The sequence below is a fragment of the Streptomyces sp. NPDC000410 genome (assembly GCF_040300305.1).
Classification (GTDB): Bacteria; Actinomycetota; Actinomycetes; order Streptomycetales; family Streptomycetaceae; genus Streptomyces.
The window spans coordinates 1-22,600 of the sequence record NZ_JBEPDM010000044.1 but is presented as its reverse complement, the minus strand read 5'-3'; the positions used below and the strand labels follow the sequence as shown (position 1 = coordinate 22,600).

22 protein-coding genes are annotated in these 22,600 nt (G+C 70.3%); 7 read left to right on the top strand and 15 right to left on the bottom strand.

Features of this window, described 5'->3' with window-relative positions:
- Positions 1-97: 97 nt before the first annotated feature.
- Positions 98-1,018 (top strand): NAD(P)-dependent oxidoreductase, encoded by a 921-nt coding sequence (locus ABT342_RS30185; protein WP_351580898.1) that lies wholly within the window; start codon positions 98-100, stop codon positions 1,016-1,018.
- A 3-nt stretch (positions 1,019-1,021) separates the two neighbouring features.
- Here the strand turns inward: ABT342_RS30185 and ABT342_RS30180 are convergent, their stop codons facing one another.
- Positions 1,022-2,356 carry a helix-turn-helix domain-containing protein gene (locus ABT342_RS30180; protein ID WP_351580895.1) on the bottom strand — a complete coding sequence of 445 codons (1,335 nt, stop codon included), beginning with the start codon at positions 2,354-2,356 and terminating at the stop codon, positions 1,022-1,024.
- 195 nt (positions 2,357-2,551) lie between these two features.
- Between ABT342_RS30180 and ABT342_RS30175 the strand changes: the two genes are divergently transcribed.
- The 3 genes from ABT342_RS30175 to ABT342_RS30165 all read left to right on the top strand — a co-directional run bounded on the left by ABT342_RS30175 (position 2,552) and on the right by ABT342_RS30165 (position 4,803).
- Complete coding sequence (locus tag ABT342_RS30175; RefSeq protein ID WP_351580891.1) at positions 2,552-3,265, top strand: DUF4232 domain-containing protein; 714 nt, start codon at positions 2,552-2,554, stop codon at positions 3,263-3,265.
- Between the two features lie 139 nt (positions 3,266-3,404).
- Positions 3,405-3,839 carry a hypothetical protein gene (locus ABT342_RS30170; RefSeq protein WP_351580887.1) on the top strand — a complete coding sequence of 145 codons (435 nt, stop codon included), beginning with the start codon at positions 3,405-3,407 and terminating at the stop codon, positions 3,837-3,839.
- Between the two features lie 172 nt (positions 3,840-4,011).
- Complete coding sequence (locus tag ABT342_RS30165; protein WP_351580884.1) at positions 4,012-4,803, top strand: DUF4253 domain-containing protein; 792 nt, start codon at positions 4,012-4,014, stop codon at positions 4,801-4,803.
- 43 nt (positions 4,804-4,846) lie between these two features.
- On the opposite strand, the gene hemB is transcribed toward ABT342_RS30165, so the two are convergent.
- From hemB to ABT342_RS30135, 6 genes are all read right to left on the bottom strand, one after another.
- A complete protein-coding gene (gene hemB, locus ABT342_RS30160; protein ID WP_351580882.1) occupies positions 4,847-5,842 on the bottom strand; it encodes a porphobilinogen synthase in 996 nt (331 codons plus the stop codon).
- A gap of 319 nt (positions 5,843-6,161) precedes the next feature.
- Complete coding sequence (locus ABT342_RS30155; protein ID WP_351580880.1) at positions 6,162-7,826, bottom strand: bifunctional uroporphyrinogen-III C-methyltransferase/uroporphyrinogen-III synthase; 1,665 nt, start codon at positions 7,824-7,826, stop codon at positions 6,162-6,164.
- On the bottom strand, positions 7,823-8,782 hold the full coding sequence (hemC, locus tag ABT342_RS30150; protein WP_351580876.1) for a hydroxymethylbilane synthase: 960 nt from the start codon (positions 8,780-8,782) through the stop codon (positions 7,823-7,825). The genes ABT342_RS30155 and hemC overlap by 4 nt, the downstream gene beginning before the upstream one ends.
- Positions 8,779-10,395 carry a glutamyl-tRNA reductase gene (locus tag ABT342_RS30145; protein ID WP_351580873.1) on the bottom strand — a complete coding sequence of 539 codons (1,617 nt, stop codon included), beginning with the start codon at positions 10,393-10,395 and terminating at the stop codon, positions 8,779-8,781. Before ABT342_RS30145 ends, hemC begins: the two co-directional genes overlap by 4 nt.
- Positions 10,392-11,225 (bottom strand): redox-sensing transcriptional repressor Rex, encoded by an 834-nt coding sequence (locus ABT342_RS30140; protein WP_351580870.1) that lies wholly within the window; start codon positions 11,223-11,225, stop codon positions 10,392-10,394. The genes ABT342_RS30145 and ABT342_RS30140 overlap by 4 nt, the downstream gene beginning before the upstream one ends.
- A 274-nt stretch (positions 11,226-11,499) precedes the next feature.
- The gene (locus tag ABT342_RS30135) at positions 11,500-11,775 is read right to left on the bottom strand and encodes a glutaredoxin family protein (protein ID WP_351580867.1); all 276 of its coding nucleotides are present in this window, start codon (positions 11,773-11,775) and stop codon (positions 11,500-11,502) included.
- 136 nt (positions 11,776-11,911) lie between these two features.
- Between ABT342_RS30135 and ABT342_RS30130 the strand changes: the two genes are divergently transcribed.
- The 3 genes from ABT342_RS30130 to ABT342_RS30120 all read left to right on the top strand — a co-directional run bounded on the left by ABT342_RS30130 (position 11,912) and on the right by ABT342_RS30120 (position 15,526).
- Positions 11,912-12,862 carry an HAD family hydrolase gene (locus tag ABT342_RS30130; protein ID WP_351580864.1) on the top strand — a complete coding sequence of 317 codons (951 nt, stop codon included), beginning with the start codon at positions 11,912-11,914 and terminating at the stop codon, positions 12,860-12,862.
- A 382-nt stretch (positions 12,863-13,244) separates the two neighbouring features.
- Complete coding sequence (locus ABT342_RS30125; protein ID WP_351580861.1) at positions 13,245-14,039, top strand: ECF subfamily RNA polymerase sigma factor, BldN family; 795 nt, start codon at positions 13,245-13,247, stop codon at positions 14,037-14,039.
- A gap of 266 nt (positions 14,040-14,305) precedes the next feature.
- Positions 14,306-15,526 carry a DUF5667 domain-containing protein gene (locus ABT342_RS30120; protein ID WP_351580858.1) on the top strand — a complete coding sequence of 407 codons (1,221 nt, stop codon included), beginning with the start codon at positions 14,306-14,308 and terminating at the stop codon, positions 15,524-15,526.
- A gap of 91 nt (positions 15,527-15,617) precedes the next feature.
- Here ABT342_RS30120 and ABT342_RS30115 read toward each other — a convergent pair whose 3' ends face one another.
- From ABT342_RS30115 to ABT342_RS30080, 8 genes are all read right to left on the bottom strand, one after another.
- Positions 15,618-16,733: a lysophospholipid acyltransferase family protein gene (locus tag ABT342_RS30115; RefSeq protein ID WP_351580855.1), complete on the bottom strand. Its 1,116-nt coding sequence runs from the start codon at positions 16,731-16,733 to the stop codon at positions 15,618-15,620.
- Between the two features lie 15 nt (positions 16,734-16,748).
- Positions 16,749-17,825, bottom strand: a complete 1,077-nt coding sequence (locus ABT342_RS30110; protein WP_351580852.1) for an NAD-dependent epimerase/dehydratase family protein — start codon at positions 17,823-17,825, stop codon at positions 16,749-16,751.
- Positions 17,826-18,010: 185 nt separating this feature from the next.
- On the bottom strand, positions 18,011-18,109 hold the full coding sequence (locus ABT342_RS30105; protein WP_003948845.1) for a 30S ribosomal protein bS22: 99 nt from the start codon (positions 18,107-18,109) through the stop codon (positions 18,011-18,013).
- 110 nt (positions 18,110-18,219) lie between these two features.
- A complete protein-coding gene (locus ABT342_RS30100) occupies positions 18,220-18,429 on the bottom strand; it encodes a helix-turn-helix domain-containing protein (RefSeq protein WP_158687078.1) in 210 nt (69 codons plus the stop codon).
- Positions 18,430-18,557: 128 nt separating this feature from the next.
- Positions 18,558-19,373 carry a phosphatase gene (locus ABT342_RS30095; RefSeq protein WP_351580849.1) on the bottom strand — a complete coding sequence of 272 codons (816 nt, stop codon included), beginning with the start codon at positions 19,371-19,373 and terminating at the stop codon, positions 18,558-18,560.
- Between the two features lie 90 nt (positions 19,374-19,463).
- Positions 19,464-20,639 carry an acetoin utilization protein AcuC gene (locus ABT342_RS30090; RefSeq protein WP_351580846.1) on the bottom strand — a complete coding sequence of 392 codons (1,176 nt, stop codon included), beginning with the start codon at positions 20,637-20,639 and terminating at the stop codon, positions 19,464-19,466.
- Positions 20,590-21,804, bottom strand: coding sequence for an MFS transporter (locus ABT342_RS30085; protein ID WP_351580841.1), 1,215 nt, complete (start codon positions 21,802-21,804; stop codon positions 20,590-20,592). The genes ABT342_RS30090 and ABT342_RS30085 overlap by 50 nt, the downstream gene beginning before the upstream one ends.
- A 43-nt stretch (positions 21,805-21,847) precedes the next feature.
- Positions 21,848-22,492: an HAD family hydrolase gene (locus ABT342_RS30080; protein WP_351580838.1), complete on the bottom strand. Its 645-nt coding sequence runs from the start codon at positions 22,490-22,492 to the stop codon at positions 21,848-21,850.
- Between the last annotated feature and the right edge of the window lie 108 nt (positions 22,493-22,600).

Genomic DNA, 22,600 nt, shown 5'->3' with positions numbered 1-22,600 from the left:
ATCCCTCAGTGCCGGAGAAGGATCGAGATCGAAGGAGATCGCGGAACATCCTCCGCCGCTCCCCGTCCCGATCCCCCATCTCTCCAGGAGACCCAGCATGTCCGCGCCGTCGCAGCCCTCCGCCTCCGCCTCCGCCCCCGCCCCCGCTCCGGTTTCGGTTTCGGTCCTCGGTCTCGGCATGATGGGCTCGGCGCTCGCCGCCGCGCTGCTGAACGCTGGCCACCGGGTCACCGTCTGGAACCGGTCCGCCGCGAAGACGGGCCCGCTCGTGGCCCAGGGCGCCATGCCCGCCGCCACACCGGCCGAGGCCGTCGAGGCGAGCCCCCTCCTCATCGTCTGCCTCCTGACCAACGACAACGTGACGGAGCTCCTCTCCTCCCTCGGCGACACCGTCAGCGGCAAGACCCTGGTCAACCTCACCAACGGCACCCCGGCCCAGGCCCGGGAACTGTCCGCCTGGGCAGCCAAGCACGACGCCCGGTACATCGACGGCGGCATCATGGCGGTCCCCCAGATGATCGCGGGCCCTGACGCGTTCGTCTTCTACAGCGGCGACGAGGAGGCCTTCGAGGCCCACCGCGACACCCTGGCCGCCTTCGGCGGTACGAAGTGGGAGGGCAGCGACCCCGGCCTGGCGGCCCTGAACGACCTGGCACTGCTCACCGGTATGTACGGCATGTTCGTGGGCGTCCTCCAGGCCTTCGCCCTGGTCCGCACCGAGAACATCTCGGCCGAGAAGTTCTCGGAACTCCTCGTCCCGTGGATCACCGCGATGCTCGCCGGCGCCCCCGAACTGGGCCGGGCCGTCGACACCGGACAGCACCTGACCGATGTCTCCAGCCTCGCCGTCAACCAGGCCGCGTTCCCCAACTTCCTGGCCACCTACCGCGACCAGGGCGTCAGCCCGGAGCTCTTCGAGCCGTTCCAGGCGATCCTGGACCGGTCGATAGCCGAGGGCCACGCGGCCGACGGCCTCTCCCGGCTCGCCGACCTCCTCAAGGCCGAGCACACGCGCTGACGGTCAACCGGTGGCCCACTCGGCCTTTTCGGGCCAGTAGTAACGCAGCTTGGGCTCGTCGAAGGCACTCGTACGGAAAGGCTTTCCGCCGTCGTCGACCCGGATGGTCCCCTTCTGGTCGCCGCTGTTCCAGTCGAGTTCCAGATACCAGAGGACCTCATGTCCTTCGGTGTGCACATTGAGGTTCAGGACCTGCGGGTCGCGGGTGGAAACCTGGTACGGGAAGTCCTTGGCGGGCACGACGATGTCGCCGTCCTGCCCGGCCACGGGCTTGGTCGTCGGCCGGGCGCTGTCCAGGTCGATGTCGAAGGTCTGCGGGGTGATGCCGCTGCCGCAGCCGGTGCCCATGGAGTACGCCTCCCAGTCCAGGGGTGCGTTGCGCCCCACGACGCGAACGTGCACGTCGTTGAGGAGAACCGCCCTTTCCGTGTTGCCCGTCACGGTCAGCTGGAGCTGCATCGTGCCGGCCCTGACGGCGTCCAGGGCGTTCGCCCAGCCCCGGCGGTCCTGGGGAGGGGGCGGGGGTGGGATCTGGTTCGGGGGCTGGTTCACGAGGTACTGCTCGCCGCACGGCGATTCCCAGTTGTACGAGCTGATCCCCACGTTCGGCGCCACAGGCCCGCTCTCCCTGACAGGCGGCTTCGGCTTGTTCGCGGCGGCCGGGCCCGAGGGAGCCGTGCTCGTCTTCTTCCCGTCAGGTGAGGCGCCGGCACTCGTCGATGGCGCGGCGGACGCGGAGCTGCTCGTCGGGCTCCTGGTCACGGCGCCTGGACCGGCCTCGGCGTGGCGGTCCTTTCCACCGCGTCCGTCCGTCTTCGCGTCCCCTCCCCCGCCCCCGCCTCCGCCTCCGAATGAGGTGACCGCAACGGCTGCCGGGACGGCGAGAGCGACAACAACAGCCGTGGCGAGGGCGACACGCAGACGGCGCTTGCGTGAGCCGACGGGCTCAGGCCCGATGACCACCGGCTTGGCGGCCACCTCCTCCGGCCCCGGCTCGGGCTGCGGCTCGGGCCCCGGCTGCGGCTCCGGCTCACCCGTGCGCTCTGCTGCCTCCACAGAAGCTGCTGCCTCGGGCGCGCCGGCCCGGCCACGCCTTCGGGCTTCGTCGGCAAGGATCCATCGCCGGTGCAGCTCCACCAGCTCGTCGGGACTCGCCCCGCACAGTCGTGCGAGCCGCTCCAGGGGTGCGTAGTCCGTCGGTACGACGTCACCATTGCAGTAGCGGTGCAGCGTGGACGTACTCATGTGCAGCTGCCGGGCCAGGGCCCCGTAGCTGAGCCCGGAACGTTCCTTCAGCGTGCTCAACAGCCCCGCGAAGCCGTCCGTTTCGCTGCCCACGCATGCCCTCCCCATTGTCCGGCCATCCCAGGAACGCGTTCCAGGGGAAGGACGTTTTCCCAGGTCATCGCCCGTTCCAGCGTTCCAGCTTCCCTCATTGTCCCTGCTCGGTTGCCCCATGCCCGACAGCCCCGCAAGGTTTTGGCCAGCACCTGCCGAACCGAACCACGCACCACACACGGGGAGTCGATTCACATGCGTCACATCACCCTTCGCGCCGCCATCGCCACCACCACGGCCGTTCTGGCGGGCCTGTCCCTCACCGCCTGCCAGGACGGCAACGGGGCAAAGGACGCCGGCCCGGCGAGCATCAGCCCCACCTCCGAGGCCCAGGCCCAGGCGCCCGCGAGCACTCCGTCCTCCGGTGCCGACAGCAAGACTCCGGCCGGCGGCAGCGGCAAGGACGCCGACAAGAGCGGCGACAAGAACGGCAGCGAAAACAGCAGCAGCAACACCAGGGACAAGGGCGCCGACGACAGCGACCCCAGCTCGATCGCCACCTGCACCAGCGCCAACACCAAGGTGACCGTCAGCCAGGTCACGCGGCCCATCAACCACCTGCTGCTCACGGCCACCAACACGGGTTCGGGCCGCTGCGCCGCTTACGGCGCTCCCGCGCTCCGGTTCGACGAGGATCATTCCGTGACCGGGCTGATCGAGGACAGCAAGCCCCAGGCCGTCGTCACCCTCGACCCGGGCCAGTCGGCCTACGCCGCGATCGTGCTGAGTGGCGAGAACACGGAAGGCGGCCGCATCGCCAAGAAGCTCGGTGTCTTCTTCACCCCGCGCGGCGGCTCCGGGTCCATCGGTTCCCCCACCACACTGACGCTCCCGTCGGACACCTACAGGACCAACGACGCGCGCGTCACGTACTGGCTGACCGACATGGCCGACGCACTGACCTACTGAGCCGCTGACCTCCCGGCTGGTCCGATGTGCTGATCATCGAGCCCGCTCCGGCCCGTCGCAGCGCATGGTCATCCGTGCGCGGGTCAAGCTCCCCCTCGGGGTCTCGCACGTCCCACCCCATGAACCGAGGAGCAGCCACATGAGTCCTGCGCACACGACACCACTCCGCCCCGGGCAGCCGCCCCGTCGAGGCAAGTGGCTGACCGGCGCCACGGTCGCCTCGCTCGCGCTCGTCCTGGCGGCCGGGGTCGCCGGCCCGGCCGCGGCGGATTCACGAGACGGCGACGACGCGGCCGCGCCTGGCGCGAAAACTGCCGCCAGTGCCCTCCCCGTCACCGAGGCATCCGGTCCGAACGTCACTGTCCCGGCACACGGCTCCATCGCGACCCAGGCCGTCTGTCCTGCCGGCCAGACTGCGATCTCCGGCGGCTGGTACACGAACGCGGCCGGGGCCGTCACGGGCGTGTCGCTCCAGACCACCACCAACACCAGCAAGGACACGTGGTTCGTGGTCTTCGACAACCCCGGCAACTTCGACATCATCGCCAACGTCCGGGCGTACTGCTCGCCCTGACGGCATAGCGGCGTGCAACGCACTCGCCACGTCCCGCACGGGGGCCGACTCCGCGAACGAGTCGGCCCCTCCTCTCATGCGGCTCGACGCCAGTCAGGACGTCCAACTCGCCGTCCACAGGGCATCATCGCCCTCGAGCCCCGTTGTCAGTGGCGGCCTCTACATTCACTGCATGGCGATGCTTCCCAACCCACTGCCGGCCCTGGCGACCGACCCCACAGGCCGCTCACTGGGCCTCGACCTCCCGCCCGGCCGGCTCATCGACGCGACCGTCGACGGCGCGTGGCACGAGCCCCTGCTCTGGTACGGCGACGAGCCCGCCACCTCCAGCACGTGGGCCCGCCTCCTCCCCGCCCGCAGGACGGCCGGACTGCACCCCGTCCTGATCTGCGACTCACGGGAGCCGGACGGCTGGGAGCTGTGGCCGGAGCGGATGTCGTATCCCGGGGACCACGACGCCGAAGAAGTGCTGTCGGACTTCTGGGAGGCGTACGCCGAGGACGAGCTGGACGCCGACGGCGCCTGGCCGGGCCTCGCCCCGGCCGGCACACCCGTCGAGGACCCGGACCGGATCGCCGCCGAGGTCGCGGCGGACCTGATCGAGCACGGGCAGGATGACCTGAAGGGCGCCCGCCCGGCCCTGGTCCGGGCCCGCCGCAGCGCCGACATACCGGCGGCCATCGGCTGGAGCGGCCCGCTCAACCACGAGAACGACGTGGCCCGTCTCTGCGCCGTGCTGCGGTCCTGGGAGGACCGCTTCGGCATACGGGTCGTCGCCCTGGCCTTCGACCAGCTGGTCGTGTCCGTGGCGGCGCCCCCGACCACGACCGCCGACAGCGAGGCATTGGCGGCCGAGCACTTCGCGTTCTGCCCGGACAACATCTGGCAGGGCCCCACCGCCGACCTCGGCACGTACGCACGATGGCTGGTGGGAGCCCACACCTGGACGTTCTGGTGGGACTGAGGAGTGCGGACCGAGGACTGAGGGGCCGCAGGCCGAGGAGCCCTCAGCGGCCGAGCTTCTGGGCGACCTCGGTGGCCCAGTAGGTGAGGATCATCTGCGCGCCCGCGCGACGGATCCCGGTCAGGGTCTCCAGGATCGCCTTGTCCCGCTCGATCCAGCCCTTCTCGGCCGCCGCCTCGACCATCGCGTACTCCCCACTGATCTGGTACGCGGCCACGGGCACGTCCACCGCGTCCGCGACACGTGCGAGCACGTCCAGGTAGGGCCCGGCGGGCTTGACCATGACCATGTCGGCGCCCTCCTCAAGGTCGAGCGCCAGCTCCCGCATCGACTCCCGGAGGTTGGCGGGGTCCTGCTGGTACGTCTTGCGGTCGCCGGTCAGCGAGGACCCGACGGCTTCCCGGAACGGCCCGTAGAAAGCCGACGAGTACTTGGCGGTGTACGCGAGGATCGACACGTCCTCCTTGCCGATGGTGTCCAGCGCGTCCCGGATCACCCCGACCTGACCGTCCATCATTCCGCTGGGCCCCACCACGTGGACGCCCGCGTCGGCCTGCACCTGGGCCATCTCGGCGTACCGCTCCAGCGTGGCGTCGTTGTCGACCCGGCCGTCGGCGTCCAGCACCCCGCAGTGCCCGTGATCGGTGTACTCGTCGAGGCACAGGTCGGACATGATCACGAGCTCATCGCCGACCTCGGCCTTCACGGCCCGGATGGCGACCTGCAGAATCCCGTCCGGGTCCGTCCCCGCCGTCCCCGCCGCGTCCTTCTTCGCGTCCTCCGGCACACCGAAGAGCATGATCCCGGAGACACCCGCCTCCCGGGCCTCCACGGCCGCCTTCCGCAGCGTGTCCAGGGAGTGCTGCACCACACCCGGCATGGCCGCGATCGGCACGGGCTCGCTCACACCCTCCCGTACGAACGCGGGAAGGATCAGATCAGCGGGATGCAGCCGCGTCTCGGCGACCATGCGCCGCATCGCGGGATTGACCCGCAGCCGCCGCGGCCGCGAGCCAGGAAAGGATCCATACACAGTCATAGCCCCCACGCTACGCCCGCATACGGCCCCCTCTTGCCGACACCCTGTCCCGTTGTGGGCAGTCCATCCACTCGTTGTGGGCAGTCGTTCCGCAGGGCGAGCGAAGCGAGATGGGGGTACCCCTGGGGGCACCCCCAGGCGAAGCTCTGGGGGAGAAGCTCTGGGGGAGGGTGGGCACAACCCCCGGCGCGCGGTGCCGATCCGTCGGCCCTGCGCCCCGGCAGGCCCAGCGCCCCGCCCGGTGCCGGTGGCATACCGGCGGGCGTACCGGTGGCGTACCGGTGCGGGTGCGGGGGACCAACCCCCGCACCCCCACACCTCACGTCGTACGACGCCTCCGCGCCCCCGGCCGCCGCTCGCTCGGCCGCGTCACCGGGTCCCCCGCCTCGACCGCCGCCTCGCGGCGCCGCGACCCGAACTCCGCCAGCGCCTCGGCCAGCTTGTGCACCGACGGCTCCGGCGACAGGACGTCCACCCGCAGCCCGTGCTCCTCCGCGGTCTTCGCGGTCGCGGGGCCGATACAGGCGATGACCGTCACGTTGTGCGGCTTCCCGGCGATACCCACCAGGTTCCGCACGGTGCTGCTCGACGTGAACAGAACGGCGTCGAACCCGCCGCCCTTGATCGCCTCCCGCGTATCCGCCGGCGGCGGCGACGCCCGGACGGTCCGGTAGGCCGTCACGTCGTCGACCTCCCACCCGAGCTCGATCAGGCCCGCCACCAGCGTCTCCGTGGCGATGTCGGCGCGCGGCAGGAACACCCGGTCGATCGGGTCGAAAACGGGGTCGTACGGCGGCCAGTCCTCCAGCAGCCCGGCCGCGCTCTGCTCCCCGCTCGGCACCAGGTCCGGCTTCACACCGAATTCGATCAGCGCCCGGGCGGTCTGCTCGCCCACCGCCGCGACCTTGATCCCGGCGAAGGCGCGGGCGTCGAGCCCGTACTCCTCGAACTTCTCCCGCACAGCCTTCACGGCGTTGACCGACGTGAAGGCGATCCACTCGTAGCGGCCCGTCACGAGCCCCTTGACCGCACGCTCCATCTGCTGCGGCGTCCGCGGCGGCTCGACGGCGATCGTCGGCACCTCGTGCGGCACGGCGCCGTAGGACCGAAGCTGGTCGGAGAGCGAAGCCGCCTGCTCCTTCGTACGCGGTACGAGGACCTTCCAGCCGAACAGCGGCTTGGACTCGAACCACGCGAGCTGGTCGCGCTGGGCCGCGGCGCTGCGCTCACCGACCACGGCTATGACCGGCCGGTGTCCTTCCGGCGACGGCAGCACCTTCGCCTGCTTGAAGACCTGCGCGATCGTCCCGAGCGTCGCGGTCCACGTCCGCTGCCGCGTCGTCGTACCGGCGACCGTGACCGTGAGCGGGGTGTCGGGCTTGCGCCCGGCGGCCACCAGCTCCCCGGCGGCCGCGGCCACGGCGTCCAGGGACGTCGACACGACGACCGTGCCGTCCGACGCGCCGACCTCGGTCCAGCACCGGTCGTCGGCCGTACGCGCGTCGATGAAGCGCACATCGGTGCCCTGCGCGTCGCGCAGCGGCACACCGGCGTACGCGGGCACGCCCACCGCCGTCGCGACACCCGGCACGACCTCGAAGGGAATGCCCTCCGCGGCGCAGGCGAGCATCTCCTGGCCGGCGTTGCCGTCGAGCCCGGGGTCACCGCCCACCGCACGGACGACCCGCTTGCCGCCCCTCGCGGCCTCCATGACAAGATTGGCGGCATCCCTCAACACAGGGACACCGGCGGCCATTGACGCATTGTCAACAACCGCCAGCTCAGGCGTGCTCACGCCCGCCCGCGCATGGCCGCGAACGACCTCGAGGACATCGGGCTCGGCGATCAGCACGTCCGCTCCCGCCAGCGCCTCCACAGCGCGCAGGGTCAGCAGCCCCGGGTCGCCGGGACCGGCGCCGAGGAAGGTGACGTGCCCATGCCCGGAGTACGCCGACGAGGTGGAAGTGGCAGTGGTGGGGCTCAAAGTGCTCGCTCCCCCATAAGACCGGCCGCACCCTTGGCGAGCATCTCGGCCGCGAGTTCGCGACCGAGGGCAACCGCGTCGTCGTGCGACGTGGGTACGGGACCGGTGGTGGACAGCTGCACCAGCGTGGAACCGTCGGTCGTGCCGACGACAGCCCGCAGGCGCATCTCATGAACAACCTGTCCGTCGGCCAGCAGGTCGGCCAGCGCGCCCACAGGTGCGCTGCAGCCGGCCTCCAGGGCGGCGAGCAGGGATCGCTCGGCGGTCACGGCGGCCCGGGTGTACGGGTCGTCGAGCTCGGCGAGCGCGGCAGTGAGGTCGGCGTTCGCCGACAGGCACTCGACTGCCAGGGCCCCCTGGCCGGGGGCGGGCAGGACCGCGTCGACCGACAGGAAGTCGGTCACGTCCTCGATCCTGCCGATACGGTTCAGCCCGGCCGCGGCAAGCACCACGGCATCCAGCTCCCCGCTGCGCACGTATCCGACCCGGGTGTCGATGTTGCCCCGGATCGGCACGGTCTCGATGACGAGTCCGTGCGAGCGCGCGTACGCGTTGAGCTGCGCCATCCGGCGCGGCGAGCCGGTCCCGACGCGGGCGCCGTGCGGCAGCCGGTCGAGCGTCAGCCCGTCGCGCGCGACGAGCACGTCACGCGGGTCCTCGCGCCGCGGAATCGCGGCCAGCACCAGGTCGTCGGGCTGCGCGGTCGGCAGGTCCTTCAGCGAGTGGACCGCGAAGTCCACCTCGCCCGCGAGCAGCGCGTCACGCAGCGCGGTGACGAACACACCGGTGCCGCCGATCTGCGCGAGGTGCTCGCGGGAGGTGTCGCCGTACGTGGTGATCTCGACGAGCTCGACAGGGCGGCCGGTCAGCCGGCTCACCGTCTCCGCCACCTGCCCGGACTGAGCCATGGCGAGCTTGCTGCGCCTGGTCCCGAGCCTCAAAGCCTTCTCGGTCATACTCGCCCTCGGTTCTTGACGTCCGCGTCGTTCAGGTCGGCCCGGCTGACGGATGCGACCGTCTCCGGGTCGAGATCGAAGAGTGTGCGCAGCGCGTCCGCGTAACCGGCACCGCCGGGCTCGGCCGCGAGCTGCTTTATGCGCACGGTCGGCGCGTGCAGGAGCTTGTCGACGACGCGGCGCACGGTCTGGGTGATCTCGGCGCGCTGCTTCGCGTCGAGATCGGGCAGCCGTCCCTCCAGCCGCGCGACCTCACCGGCGACCACATCGGCGGCCATGGCGCGCAGGGCGACCACGGTCGGCGTGATGTGCGCGGCGCGCAGGGCGGCACCGAAGGCGGCGACCTCGTCGGAGACGATCGTGCGCACCTGGTCGACGTCGGCGGCCATCGGGGCGTCCGCGGATGCCTCGGCCAGCGACTCGATGTCGACGAGGCGTACACCGGGGATCCGGTGGACGGCGGCGTCGATGTCGCGGGGCATGGCGAGGTCGAGCAGCGCGAGGCGGACGGGGCCGGTGCTGAGTGCAGGGGCCGTACGCCGTCCCGGGACACCGCGCCGGTCGGCGGCGGCGTTCTCCACCCAGGTGCCGTGCAGGCCCATGTCGTCGGCGTCCACGGACGCGTCGTCCAGCCCGACGGGGCAACCGTCCCCTTCGGGCAGGACGGCCGTGGCGTTCTCCGCCACCCGGTCGAGCCCGGCGAGCCGGGCGATGACCTCGGCGTCCAGCTCGACCCCGGTCCGCTCAGGGGCCGGTTCCGGTACACAGGGCACGATCTCGCCGACGGCTTCGGCGACGGCGCCCGCCGTCAGTACGAGCCCGGTCGCGCCGGTGCAGGACACCGCGATGTCGACTCGTGTCAGCTCGCCGTCGACCTCGCCCATGGGCACGGCTCGCGCGAGCACGCCCGTACCGCCCGGTTCGGCAAGGATCTCCACCAGCCGCTCCGCACGCGCCTGCGTACGGTTGGCGATGACGATCTCCTCGACCCCGGCGCGTGCCAGCGTCGCCGCCGCGAGCGAGGACATCGAACCGGCGCCGATGACCAGCGCCCGCTTGCCCTTCGCCCACTCGTCCACCGGCACGCCGAGCGACAGCTGCTCCAGGCCGAACGTGACGAGCGACTGCCCGGCCCGGTCGATCCCGGTCTCGCTGTGGGCCCGCTTGCCGACCCGCAGCGCCTGCTGGAACAGGTCGTTCAGCAGTCGGCCCGCGGTGTGCAGGTTCTGGCCGAGCGCGAGCGCGTCCTTGATCTGGCCGAGGATCTGTCCCTCGCCGACGACCATGGAGTCGAGTCCGCAGGCCACCGAGAACAGGTGGTGGACGGCCCGGTCCTCGTAGTGCACGTACAGATAAGGGGTGAGCTCCTCCAGCCCGACGCCGCTGTGCTGGGCGAGCAGGGTGGACAGCTCGGCGACACCGGCGTGGAACTTGTCCACGTCGGCGTACAGCTCGATGCGGTTGCAGGTGGCGAGGACGGCGGCCTCGGCCGCGGGCTCTGCGGCGAGCGTGTCCTGGAGCAGCTTGATCTGCGTGTCCGCGGACAGCGAGGCCCGCTCCAGCACGCTGACCGGGGCGCTGCGGTGGCTGAGTCCGACGACGAGCAGGCTCATGCCGGCATCACGGCGGGGACGTCCCCGTCAGGTCCCTTCCGGCCTGCCGCGCCCGTGGCGGCGGCACCGCGCGGCGCGGTCGAAGCGGGCGTCGCGGACGCCACAGGCACCTCGGCAGGCGCGGGCGCCACCACCGGCGTGGCGCCGGCGGCCTCGGCCTCCGCCTCCTCGCCCGCCTTGCGCTGCTCGTGGAAAGCGAGGATCTGCAGCTCGATCGAGAGGTCGACCTTGCGTACGTCGACGCCGTCCGGCACCGAGAGAACGGTCGGTGCGAAGTTCAGGATGGAGGTGACCCCGGCGGCGACCAGCCGGTCGCACACCTGCTGGGCGGCGCCCGCGGGGGTCGCGATGACCCCGATGGAGACGCCGTTGTCCGAGATGATCTTCTCCAGCTCGTCCGTGTGCTGGACGGGAATCCCGGCGACGGGCTTCCCGGCCATCGCGGGGTCGGCGTCGATCAGCGCGGCGACCCGGAAGCCACGGGAGGCGAAGCCTCCGTAATTGGCCAGCGCGGCACCGAGGTTACCGATACCGACGATCACGACCGGCCAGTCCTGGGTGAGGCCGAGCTCGCGGGAGATCTGGTAGACGAGGTACTCGACGTCGTAGCCGACGCCACGGGTCCCGTAGGAGCCGAGGTACGAGAAGTCCTTGCGCAGCTTCGCGGAGTTGACCCCCGCCGCGGCCGCGAGCTCCTCGGAGGAGACCGTCGGCACAGAGCGCTCCGACAGCGCGGTCAGTGCGCGTAGATACAGCGGAAGCCTGGCGACGGTGGCCTCGGGGATTCCTCGGCTACGAGTCGCCGGTCGGTGTGTTCGGCCAGTTGCCACGGTGCTCCTGCGGGATGAGCGGGGCTGCAGGCGGCCATACGTCCCAGGACCGCCCCGTCGAATGCAGGCTATGTCTTTGTGAACGCGTGCACAAAGATGGTGTCCGGTTTGTCCGGGCAAAGTGACCGGGGTCACGCAGGCCGAACGCGCGATTCCGGAACCGCGGACCTCATTTGTCCGTTGAGAATCCGAGAGGGGCAAACCGGTACACACTCCTTACGACCCTGCCCCCGAGACCCCAGCAAAACGCCCACGATGGTAACCGCCTTTCGGGTCAGGCCCCCAGTTCCCGGCGGAGCCGGTCCGCGTCCACACGCCAGAACGTGTGCTGTTCCCCATCCACCAGGACCACCGGGATCTGCTCCCAGTACGCGGCGTGCAGCCCCTCGTCCTCGGTGATGTCCTTCTCCTCCCACGACGCACCCGTCTGCGCGCACACTTCCCGGACCACGGCCCGCGCGTCGTCACACAGATGACACCCGGGCTTGCCGATCAGCGTGACGACCCGGTCGCCTGCCTTCTTCTTCGTACGCCGCAACAGAGGACTCATGGCCCCATTCTCCGCCTCTTCCGCCCGCTTCCGGATCGCCTGTGGACAGCCCGTTTAACAATCCGGCCGCCGAGAGTTCACGCGACCGCATCCCCGCGAGTCGGGAAGTACCGAACAGACTGGCTATGCTCACGCCATGGCCGCACTGGGATGGCTCACCCCCCGTAGGCGCTCCGCGACCGCCCGGAGCGTTCTCGCAGGCGAGGCCGCCGCCGAAGCGGCGCGCAAGACCTCGCAGCAGCTGGACGAGCTGGAGCAGCTCGAATCCGCGAAGGCGGACAGGAAACCGGCGGAGCCCGAGTTCCCCGTCATCGGGGACATCCGCGCCGCCGCCTTCTTCGACCTCGACAACACCGTGATGCAGGGCGCCGCGATCTTCCACTTCGGGCGGGGCCTGTACAAGCGGAAGTTCTTCCAGCGCCGCGAGCTGGCGAGGTTCGCCTGGCAGCAGACGTGGTTCCGGCTCGCGGGAGTCGAGGACCCGGAGCACATGCAGGACGTACGCGAGTCCGCGCTGTCCATCGTCAAGGGCCATCGCGTCTCCGAGCTGATGTCGATAGGCGAGGAGATCTACGACGAGTACATGGCGGACCGCATCTGGCCCGGCACCCGCGCACTCGCCCAGGCCCACCTCGACGCGGGCCAGAAGGTCTGGCTGGTCACCGCCGCCCCCGTGGAGACCGCGACGATCATCGCCCGCCGCCTGGGGCTGACCGGCGCGCTGGGCACGGTCGCGGAGTCCGTGGACGGGGTCTACACCGGCAAGCTGGTGGGCGAGCCGCTGCACGGCCCTGCGAAGGCCGAGGCGGTACGCGCACTCGCCGCGGCCGAGAACCTGGACCTGGCCCGCTGTGCGGCGTACAGCGACTCGCACAACGACATCCCGATGCTCTCCCTCGTCGGGCACCCGTACGCCATCAACCCGGACACCAAACTGCGCAAGCACGCGCGAGAGCGCGACTGGCGCCTGCGCGACTACCGCACGGGCCGCAAGGCGGCCAAGGTCGGCATCCCGGCCGCGGCGGGCGTCGGCGCCCTGGCCGGCGGCACGGCGGCCGCGGTCGCCCTGCACCGACGCCGCCGCTGACACACACGTACGACAGCCGTCACTGACACGCGCGTACGACACCGGGCGAACACGCGCCGACCACCGGCGTCCGGGCGCGCGGCAATCCGGCGTTCTTACCCGCCCGCGCCCCCGGCCAGTCCTGTCGCTACCACATGAGCACAACCCATCACGCGCCACGGCAGATCACGAAGTAATCCGATCAATAACCGATCACGATCTGCGACTCGATGCGCCGCTTTGCCGTAACAGAAGCGACGGAATCGATGATTTGAGCAACTCGGTGTAGCGCTGCCTGTACGAAGCGTTATTCTCCTCAGACGCATAACGGACCCCACACGTCGCCACGACGAGTGAACGGTCCCGCACTGCACGTGATGGAAGCTCTGCCTCTGGGAGTCCCGTGTACCCACACGTCGGGGTTGACGCCTCGGGCCTGGCTACGCTGCGCGCAACGGTCGCCGACTACTTGCGCGGCTTCGTCCCCACCGCGTACGCCGTCCCCGCCTTTGCCGCGCCGAGCCCTGCCGCCCTCGGCCCTACCGGCCCCTGCTACGCGCTGGCGGACGGCGGCGCGGCGGTGGGGAGACGCGGTGGCCGGGGCGGTTCCGGCACCGCGACCACGGCCCGCCGCCCGAGCGCCGACAGTGACAGCGCGCGCATGATGGACCTGGTCGAGCGCGCCCAGGCCGGCGAGGCCGACGCCTTCGGGCGGCTCTACGACCAGTACAGCGACACCGTGTACCGCTACATCTACTACCGCGTCGGCGGCAAGGCGACGGCGGAGGACCTCACCAGCGAGACCTTCCTGCGCGCCCTGCGACGCATCTCCACCTTCACCTGGCAGGGACGCGATTTCGGCGCCTGGCTGGTCACTATCGCCCGGAATCTGGTCGCCGACCACTTCAAGTCGAGCCGTTTCCGACTGGAAGTGACCACCGGTGAAATGCTCGACGCCAACGAGGTCGAGCGCAGCCCCGAGGACTCCGTCCTCGAGTCACTCTCGAACGCGGCGCTGCTGGAGGCCGTCCGCAAGCTCAACCCTCAGCAGCAGGAGTGCGTCACCCTGCGCTTCCTCCAGGGCCTCTCGGTCGCCGAGACCGCCCGTGTCATGGGCAAGAACGAAGGCGCGATCAAGACCCTCCAGTACCGCGCCGTGCGTACCTTGGCCCGGCTCCTCCCCGACGACGCACGCTGACCCCCCTCCTTTCCCCCACGCGATATTCGGCCCCCCACACACGACCCTTCCCTTCAACTCACCACCCGTGAGCGGCTGATGACGCACTGGTCCGATCATCCTTCGCGCGTAACCCAACTGCCGAGCCGCTCGTTGTGCGGAATGCAGGCTCCCTGCGGTCACGCCATGCCCGCAGCCACTCACTCGTTTGTGTGGATGTGCTCAAGGCGTGCAACCTTCCGGACCCTCCGGGGAGTCGACCGTCATGACGAGAGGAGGTGCCGCCTGTGATCGCGAACGTTTCGGCGCACCGGCGGGCGAACGCCTTCGCCCAGGCCCTGGAGGATCAGGCGCTCCGGGGCGCGGCTGCCGAGCAGTCCGAGGTTTCGGCCGAACAACCGGTCGAACAGGGACGACTGTTGGCCCTGGCGAACGGCCTCGGCGAGCTACCGAAGCCCGAAATGGACCCCGAGGCCAAAGTGGTGCAACGAGCCCAGCTCGTGGCCGCCATGGAGGCCATGTTCCGGGAGGGCACGGCCGAAGGAGGCACGGCCGGAGGCCCTACCGTCCCGGAGCAGCGCACCGCCGGCCGGGGCGCGCACCGGGCGTCCCCGCTCAGGAAGTTGCGACCGCGCTCCCGCTGGTCCAAAGGCCTCGCGGCCGGCGGCCTCACCGTGGGAGTGGCCGCGGGCGCGTTCAGCGGAGTGGCCGCCGCCAGCTCCGACGCCCTCCCCGGTGACTCGCTCTACGGTCTCAAGCGGGGCATGGAGGACCTCCAGCTCGACATGGCCGACGACGACGCGGACCGCGGCGAGCTCTATCTCGACCATGCCTCGACCCGGCTCGGCGAAGCCCGTCGGCTGATGGAGCGCGGCCGGGCCGGCGCACTGGACCACGAGTCGCTCGGCGAGATCAGGCGCGCCCTGACCGGCATGCGTCACGACGCCACGGAAGGCCACCGGCTGCTCCACCAGGCGTACGAACGGGACGGCTCGCTCGGCCCCATCGCCACCCTGTCCTCGTTCTCCCGCTCCCACCGCGAGGTCTGGAACGGGTTGCGGGACCGGCTGCCGGTCCAGCTCACCGACGTACGGGACGAAGTGACCTCGGTCTTCGACGCCATAGAGCAAGAGGTCGGACCGCTTCAGTCACTGCTGCCGCCCACTCCCGACACGGAGAGCGGAGGCTCCCAGCGCCCCGGATCGTCCCCCGGCTCCAGCGATACGTCCGGCGCGTCCGGTACGTACCGCCCCTCGCCGTCCTCGCCCTCCGCCGGGCACACGGACGGGAGCAGCCGGCCCGCGCCGTCCGGCTCGGGCACGGAGGCGGACGACGGCCTGCTCGGGGGCAACCCCGGCGGCCTGCTGAACCCGCCGCAGAACAGCACGACACCGTCGTCCTCGTCCGGTTCCGGCGATGACATGGCCCCCATGCCGGACGTGACGATCCCGCCGCTGCTGCCGGACCTGCTGCCGGGCCTGGGCATCGAGGGCGAGGACGACCGCTAGGCGCACGTATGCGCACGTCAGGAGGGGGAGATGCCCGCAGGGCGTCTCCCTCTCCTGACGTGCGGCCTGGGAGAACGGCTGAAAGAACGGCCTAGAAGAACACGGACCGCCGCTGCACCAGCAGCTTGTAGAGGGTGTGCTGGATCTGCTCCCGCACCTGGTCCGTCAGGTTGAACATCAGCATCGGGTCCTCCGCCGCCTCCGGCGGATAGCCGTCCGTCGGGATCGGCTCACCGAACTGGATCGTCCACTTCGTCGGCAGCGGCACCGCCCCCAGGGGCCCCAGCCACGGAAAGGTGGGAGTGAGCGGGAAGTACGGGAACCCCAGCAGCCGCGCGAGCGTTTTCGCATTACCGATCATCGGGTAGATCTCCTCCGCCCCGACGATCGAGCACGGAACGATCGGCGTGCCCGCCCGCAGCGCCGTCGACACAAAGCCGCCCCGCCCGAAGCGCTGCAGCTTGTACCGCTCGCTGAACGGCTTCCCGATGCCCTTGAAGCCCTCCGGCATGACCCCGACGACCTCGCCCCGCTGCAGCAGACGCTCCGCGTCCTCCGAGCAGGCGAGCGTGTGCCCCGCCTTGCGCGCCAGCTCGTTTATCACCGGCAGCATGAACACCAGATCGGCGGCCAGCAGCCGCAGATGCCGCCCCGCCGGGTGATTGTCATGGACGGCGACCTGCATCATCAGACCGTCGAGCGGCAGCGTCCCGGAGTGGTTGGCCACCACGAGCGCCCCGCCGTCCGACGGGATGTTCTCGATGCCCTTCACCTCGACCCGGAAGTACTTCTCGCACAGCGGCCGTACGAGCGACATGAGCACCTGGTCGGTGAGTTCCTTGTCGTAGCCGAACTCGTCGACCTCGTAGTCGCCGGTGACCCGCCGCCGCAGGAACGCCAGCCCGCCCGCGATCCGCCGGTCCCAGCCGCCCCGGCCGGTCTCCGGCATGGCCGCCTCCCCGTCCGCCGCGGCATCCGCAGCGGTGGCCTGAGCCGCGCCCGGCCGGTCCCTGTCGGGCTGCCCCGGCACCGAGCCGACCGGCACCTCGCGTACCGCGTCACGCACGGCGGAGGCCGACCCGGCGGTCCCGGGCTCAGCGGCGGCGGGCTTTCGCCGGCCCAGCGTGGGCCGGCGCCGTACCGGGCGCTGCGAGGCACCCGTACGTGACCGGTCGTCGTCGAACGGAATGACCTTGGCGTCCGCCATCGTTGCTCGCGCTCCTTATCCGGCGCTCTGGGTGGAACGGGTGCTCTGCGGGCCACGGGCGCCGCACGCCAGCGCCAGGGCCTCGGCCTTGTCGACCGCCCGGGCCATGTCCTCGGGCGGCAGCAGCCCGGGCCCTCGGCTCCGCGCGAACTCGGCGAACGTCTCCGACGTCGTGTACGCGGGGGTGAAGCCCAGGGTTTCGCGCATCTGGACCGTGCTCACCACCCGGCCGTGCGTCAGCAGCCGGATCTGCTCGGGCGAGAAGTCGGTGACCCCGACCGTACGCAGCGCGGTCCCCACCCAGGTGACCGCGGGCAGCAGGACCGGCACCGTCGGGCGGCCCAGCCGCCGGGAGCACTGCGACAACAGCAGCACGCCGTCGCCCGCGATGTTGAAGGTGCCGCTGTTCAGCGTTCCGCGCCGGGGATCGTGGGCGGCGATCCGCAGCACGTCGATGACGTCGTCCTCGTGGACGAACTGCAGCCGCGGGTCGTAGCCGAAGACGGTCGGCAGGACCGGTAGCGAGAAGTAGTCGGCGAGCGGGGAGTCCGCCCGGGGCCCGAGGATGTTCGCGAAGCGCAGCACGCAGACGGCCACGTCCGGCCTGCGGCGGGCGAAGCCGCGTACGTAGCCCTCGACCTCCACCGCGTCCTTGGCGAAGCCACCGCTCGGCAGGGACTTGGCCGGGGTCGTCTCGGTGAAGACGGCCGGGTCGCGGGGCGCGGAGCCGTACACGCTCGTGCTGGACTTGACCACCAGCCGCCTGACGGTCGGCGACTTCTGGCAGGCACCGAGCAGCTGCATGGTGCCGATGACGTTGGTCTCCTTGACCGATGTCCGGCCACCCGCGCCCAGGGGCATGCCCGTGACGTCCATATGGACGACCGTGTCGATGGCGTGCTCGGCGAGGACACGCGCTATGGCGGGCTGGCGGATGTCCGCCCGGATGAATTCGGCGCTACCGAGATGATGCTCCGGAGTCACCACGTCCACACCGACCACCCGGTCCACTTCGGGATCCCGCTGGATGCGGCGAACGAAGCGGCCCCCGAGTTGCCGGGCCACACCGGTGACGAGCACGACCTTGCCCAAGATCAGCGCCTTCCGTTCGGGCCTGCCTATGCGTCACCGTAGCGGGTTGATGTTGCGCTGTGATGACTGCGGGACCTTCTTCGCGGCTCTTTGGTCCCAACGCACGGCATCAGGGGTGCGCGGGACGCACCGCGGCCCTTCCACCGCAGGGGTGGAAGGGCCGCGGAATCACGGACAGCTGCCGCTTACTTCTTGTTGCGACGCTGAACGCGCGTGCGCTTGAGCAGCTTGCGGTGCTTCTTCTTGGCCATCCGCTTGCGCCGCTTCTTGATAACAGAGCCCACGACTACCCTCGCTCACTTCTCTTCACTCGGTGCGGGGCGTCTGGGCCCACACGACCTACGTCGGCCTAGCCTACCGGCCCGAGCTCCGAGCTCGTAATCCGAGGGGCGCCTCAGGCGGATTCGACCCCCACAAAGGACTCGCGGAGGTACTCGTGAACCGCTTGCTCCGGGACCCGGAAGGACCTGCCCACCCGGATCGCCGGCAGATGACCGCTGTGCACCAAGCGGTACACGGTCATCTTCGACACTCGCATCACCGAGGCGACTTCCGCCACGGTCAGGAACTTGACCTCGTTGAGAGGCCTCTCGCCAGCAGCCATGACCCACCTGTACCTTCCGCACACGACGCACACCGGCTTCCCCTCCGGTGACTCTTCGTCGCGGTGCGCTCACTCCCCAGACTAGGGGCGGGTGGTGCGAGTGGGGAAGAGGAGCAGCCATCGGCCGTTTACTGTGACAGACACGCTCGATTGAGTACATAGCGAGTAAGCGGCCGGTAGTAATCGGACCGCACCGCATCATCAACCGGAACGGCGACGGACACGCGACCCTCGGCCTCGCCGACGAACAGCGCGGGATCGTCCGTATCCGCCAGCCCGATGGCCTCGAACCCCAGCTGACCTGCCCCGCAGACCCAGCCATGGTCCCCGACGACCAGCTCGGGAAGCGGCCCGCCGGCCTCGGCCAGCCCGTCCAGGGCGACCCGAACCGGGAGTGGCGAATGGGTATGCACGCCGCTCTCACGCCCCGCGTCCCGCGCGCCGGGTTCCCGCACCAGAGCGACTCCTCGTACGTAGTCGAGGATGTACGTGCGTAGACCGAACCGGGTCGTTATGTCGACACATCGCCCCTGCGCCGGGGTGAGAACAAGACACCCCGCCGCCGACAAAGCGTCTGCAAGATCGGCGTAGAACCCGAGCAGCCGGTGCGGATGCCCGGTTCCCAGCAGCACCGCCGCCCGCCGTCCGGCGACCTCCCCCAGCCGCTCGGCGAAGGCATCCAGCCCGCTCAACGTACGTTCAGGATCGATCACGTCCGGTCCCGATACGTGCCCGGGGTCGCCCGACACCCCGCACTTGTCGGCCATCAAAGCGATCAAATCCCGCTCACCCCATACCCATTCGGGATCGAGTCCGAGCGTGACCCGCGGATCCCGCGCCGCGAAAAGCCGATAGCTGCGAAGGCTCTCCTCCCTCGACGTCGCCACCGGCCCCGCAAGCCTCGCAGCCAACAAATGCGCCCGTAATGCTCCACTGCTCAACACACCCCGATGCTCCCGCAGTCCCCTCCCCGCTGTTCCAAAACCCCGCCAAATCCCCACAGTCGGCGTAATGGGGAGTACCCTCCGCACGCGTTACGCCAGCAGCCCTCTCAGCGGAAACACCGCCCGCCGCGTGGCCAGCACCGCCTGGTCCAGCCGGTCCGCCGGGTCGTACCCCGCCTCCCATTCACGCCACGAGGGCGTACGCCCGTCCGTCATCCGCCCGGGCGCCAACTGCCGCGTCCGCGCATAGACCTCGTCCTTCCACGACGACGGAATCAACGACGTCGGGTCCACCGGGGCATGTGCCGCGATGCCCACCAGATGCGTCCACGACCGCGGCACCACATCCACCACCGCGTACCCGCCACCACCGAGCGCGACCCAGCGCCCGCCCTCGACCCACTCGTGCGCCAGCGAGTGGCACGCTTCCTGCACCAGCCGCTGCGCGTCCAGCGACACCGCCAGATGCGCCAGCGGATCCTCGAAGTGCGTATCCGCACCGTGCTGGGTCACGAGCACCTGTGGCCGGAAGTCCGCCAGCAGCTCCGGGACCACCGCGTGGAAGGCGCGCAGCCACCCCGCATCCCCCGTACCGGCCGGCAGGGCCACATTCACGGCCGAACCCTCAGCCGCACCCGCCCCGCCCGTCTCCTCCGGCCACCCCGTCCCCGGAAACAGCAGCCGCGGATGCTCGTGCAGCGAGATCGTCAGCACCCTCGGATCGTCCCAGAACGCCGCCTGCACCCCGTCCCCGTGATGCACGTCCACATCCACGTACGCGACCCGCTCGGCACCCAGCTCCAGCAACCGCGCGATGGCCAGCGACGCGTCGTTGTAAATACAGAACCCCGCCGCCGACCCCGGCATCGCATGATGCAGCCCACCCGCGAAGTTCACCGCATGCGCGGCTTCCCCCCGCCACACCGCCTCAGCCGCCCCCACCGACTGCCCGGCGATCAGCGCGGAAACCTCGTGCATCCCCGCGAAGGCCGGGTCGTCCATCGTCCCCAGCCCATAAGCCTGGTCCGCGGCACGAGGGTCCTCGGACGCGGCCCGTACGGCCGCCACATAGTCCTCACGGTGAACCAGCCGCAGCGTCGAGTCCCCGGCCGGCTTCGCACCCACCACATCCACCGCGCGGTCCAGCCCGTACGCCCGCACCAACCCCATGGTCAGCGCAAGCCGTACCGGATCCATCGGATGGCCGGACCCGAAGTCATACTTCGTTACCGCCTCGTCCCACATCAACAGTGCGCGGCCGCTCATGCTCGCCACCGTATCGGTCGGACTCCGCCGCGAACGACCGGGCATACAGCAACGTCACCAGTACCAACACCATCGGAACGAGCATCGCGCCCCGGTAGTTCCATGCATCCCCGAGCGCACCGACCAGCGGCGAGCCGATCACAAACCCCACATAATTGAACACATTCACCCGGGCCACGGCCACGTCACTCGCCCCTGGGAAGGCACGCCCCGCCGCCGCGAACGTCTGCGGCACGATCACGCACAGCCCGAACCCCAACAGCGTGAACCCGGCGAGCCCCACCCACGCCCCGGGCGCGGCCGCCACCACGGCGAACCCTCCCGCGGCCAGTACGACCCCGCACCGCACGACCGCCACCGCCCCGAAGCGCCGCACCCCGAAGTCCCCCACAGCCCGCCCCAGCAGCGTCGTCACCATGTACGCGTTGTACGGAAGGGTCGCCAGCTCCTCCGAACTGCCCAGCACGTCCTGCAGATACTTCGCGCTCCAATTCGACACGGTCGAATCCCCGATGTACGCGAACGTCATCACCAGGCACAGCGGCAGCAAAACCGCGAAGGAGACCGCCCCGCCCTGCTCCCCCGCCCCGTCCCGGCCGCGCGGGTCCTGGTCCACGTACCACCGGCTCCCGACGAGCGCCGCGGGCAACAACAGCGCGACCACGGGCAGATACGACACCACCAGCGGCAGATCCCAGTGCGCCCCCGCCCATGCGAGCGAAGCCCCGACGATCCCGCCGAGGCTGTACGTGGCGTGAAAGCCGAGCATGATGCTCCGCCCGTACGCGCGCTGCAGCCCGACCCCGAGCATGTTCATGGACGCGTCGAGCGCACCGACCGCCAGCCCGAACACACCAAGCGCGAGCGCCACCTGCCACATCGCCCCACCGGCCCCCACCGCCAGAAGGGACAGCAGCACGACGGGCTGCGACCACCGCAGCACCACGCCGGGCTGTATGCGTGCGACAAGCTTCTCGGTGGCGACACTGCCGACACCCGCCAGGATCGGCACGGCAGCCAGAAAGACGGGCAACAGTCCGTCGGATATCCCGTACCGGTCCTGAATGGCCGGGATACGCGTCACGAGCAGAGCAAAGGTCACCCCCTGCACCAAGAAGCTCAGAGCCAACGAGGCCCGGCCGTGCCGCAATCGCGCATCCGTCATGGCCGCACAGCGTAAGCCGCTCGTCTACCCATGGGTAGATAGATCACACAAGCAATCCCGGCAGCTCTGTCATGTCCGTGAAGTACCCCTTGGCACCCGCCAGTTCGCCGGCCGCCGTCATCGCCGTGAACCCGTACACATCCATCCCGGCCGCCCGGGCCGCCGCCACGCCGAGCCTGCTGTCCTCCACGACCACACACCGCTCGGGCACGGCTCCCATGCGCTCGGCGGCGTACAGGAACAGATCAGGCGCCGGCTTGCCCCGCCCGACGTCCTGCGCGCTGAAGATGTTCTCGTCCCGGAACCATCGGTCGAGCCCGGTCTTCCGATGCCCCACGCGGATCCGCTCATGACTCCCCGACGACGCCACGCAGTACGGCACGGCCTCGGCGAGGAGCTTCTCCAGCACGCCGACGACACCCTCCACCGCCTCCAACTCCCGCTCGAACGCGGAGAAGACACGGGCGTGCAGAGTCTCGTCGAAATCCGAAGGGAGCCTCCGGCCACTCCGCTCCAGAACCGTGTCGTGCACCCGATGCACAGCGGCCCCCATGTAATCGCGAACCGACTCCTCGTACGACGTCGGGTGCCCGAGCTCGGTCAGATAGGCGGCAAGGATCGTGTTGGCGATCGGCTCGCTGTCGACGAGCACACCGTCGTTGTCGAAGATGATGAGGTCATATCGCATGTCCCCACGCTATCCAGAACGCAAAAATGGCCGTGGCCCCCGGATCGAAATCCAGGGGCCACGGCCCAAAATTTGTTCGGCGGCGTCCTACTCTCCCACAGGGTCCCC

Excerpts from the sequence above, each read along its gene's own strand:
- ABT342_RS30085 (WP_351580841.1), bottom strand. The coding sequence starts at position 21,804 with ATGACGGATGCGCGATTGCGGCACGGCCGGGCCTCGTTGGCTCTGAGC.
- hemC (WP_351580876.1), bottom strand. The coding sequence starts at position 8,782 with ATGACCGAGAAGGCTTTGAGGCTCGGGACCAGGCGCAGCAAGCTCGCC.
- ABT342_RS30175 (WP_351580891.1), top strand. The coding sequence starts at position 2,552 with ATGCGTCACATCACCCTTCGCGCCGCCATCGCCACCACCACGGCCGTT.
- ABT342_RS30115 (WP_351580855.1), bottom strand. The coding sequence starts at position 16,733 with ATGGCGGACGCCAAGGTCATTCCGTTCGACGACGACCGGTCACGTACG.
- ABT342_RS30165 (WP_351580884.1), top strand. The coding sequence starts at position 4,012 with ATGGCGATGCTTCCCAACCCACTGCCGGCCCTGGCGACCGACCCCACA.
- ABT342_RS30145 (WP_351580873.1), bottom strand. The coding sequence starts at position 10,395 with ATGAGCCTGCTCGTCGTCGGACTCAGCCACCGCAGCGCCCCGGTCAGC.
- ABT342_RS30090 (WP_351580846.1), bottom strand. The coding sequence starts at position 20,639 with ATGAGCGGCCGCGCACTGTTGATGTGGGACGAGGCGGTAACGAAGTAT.
- ABT342_RS30170 (WP_351580887.1), top strand. The coding sequence starts at position 3,405 with ATGAGTCCTGCGCACACGACACCACTCCGCCCCGGGCAGCCGCCCCGT.
- ABT342_RS30080 (WP_351580838.1), bottom strand. The coding sequence starts at position 22,492 with ATGCGATATGACCTCATCATCTTCGACAACGACGGTGTGCTCGTCGAC.
- ABT342_RS30185 (WP_351580898.1), top strand. The coding sequence starts at position 98 with ATGTCCGCGCCGTCGCAGCCCTCCGCCTCCGCCTCCGCCCCCGCCCCC.
- hemB (WP_351580882.1), bottom strand. The coding sequence starts at position 5,842 with ATGACTGTGTATGGATCCTTTCCTGGCTCGCGGCCGCGGCGGCTGCGG.
- ABT342_RS30130 (WP_351580864.1), top strand. The coding sequence starts at position 11,912 with ATGGCCGCACTGGGATGGCTCACCCCCCGTAGGCGCTCCGCGACCGCC.
- ABT342_RS30135 (WP_351580867.1), bottom strand. The coding sequence starts at position 11,775 with ATGAGTCCTCTGTTGCGGCGTACGAAGAAGAAGGCAGGCGACCGGGTC.
- ABT342_RS30100 (WP_158687078.1), bottom strand. The coding sequence starts at position 18,429 with ATGGCTGCTGGCGAGAGGCCTCTCAACGAGGTCAAGTTCCTGACCGTG.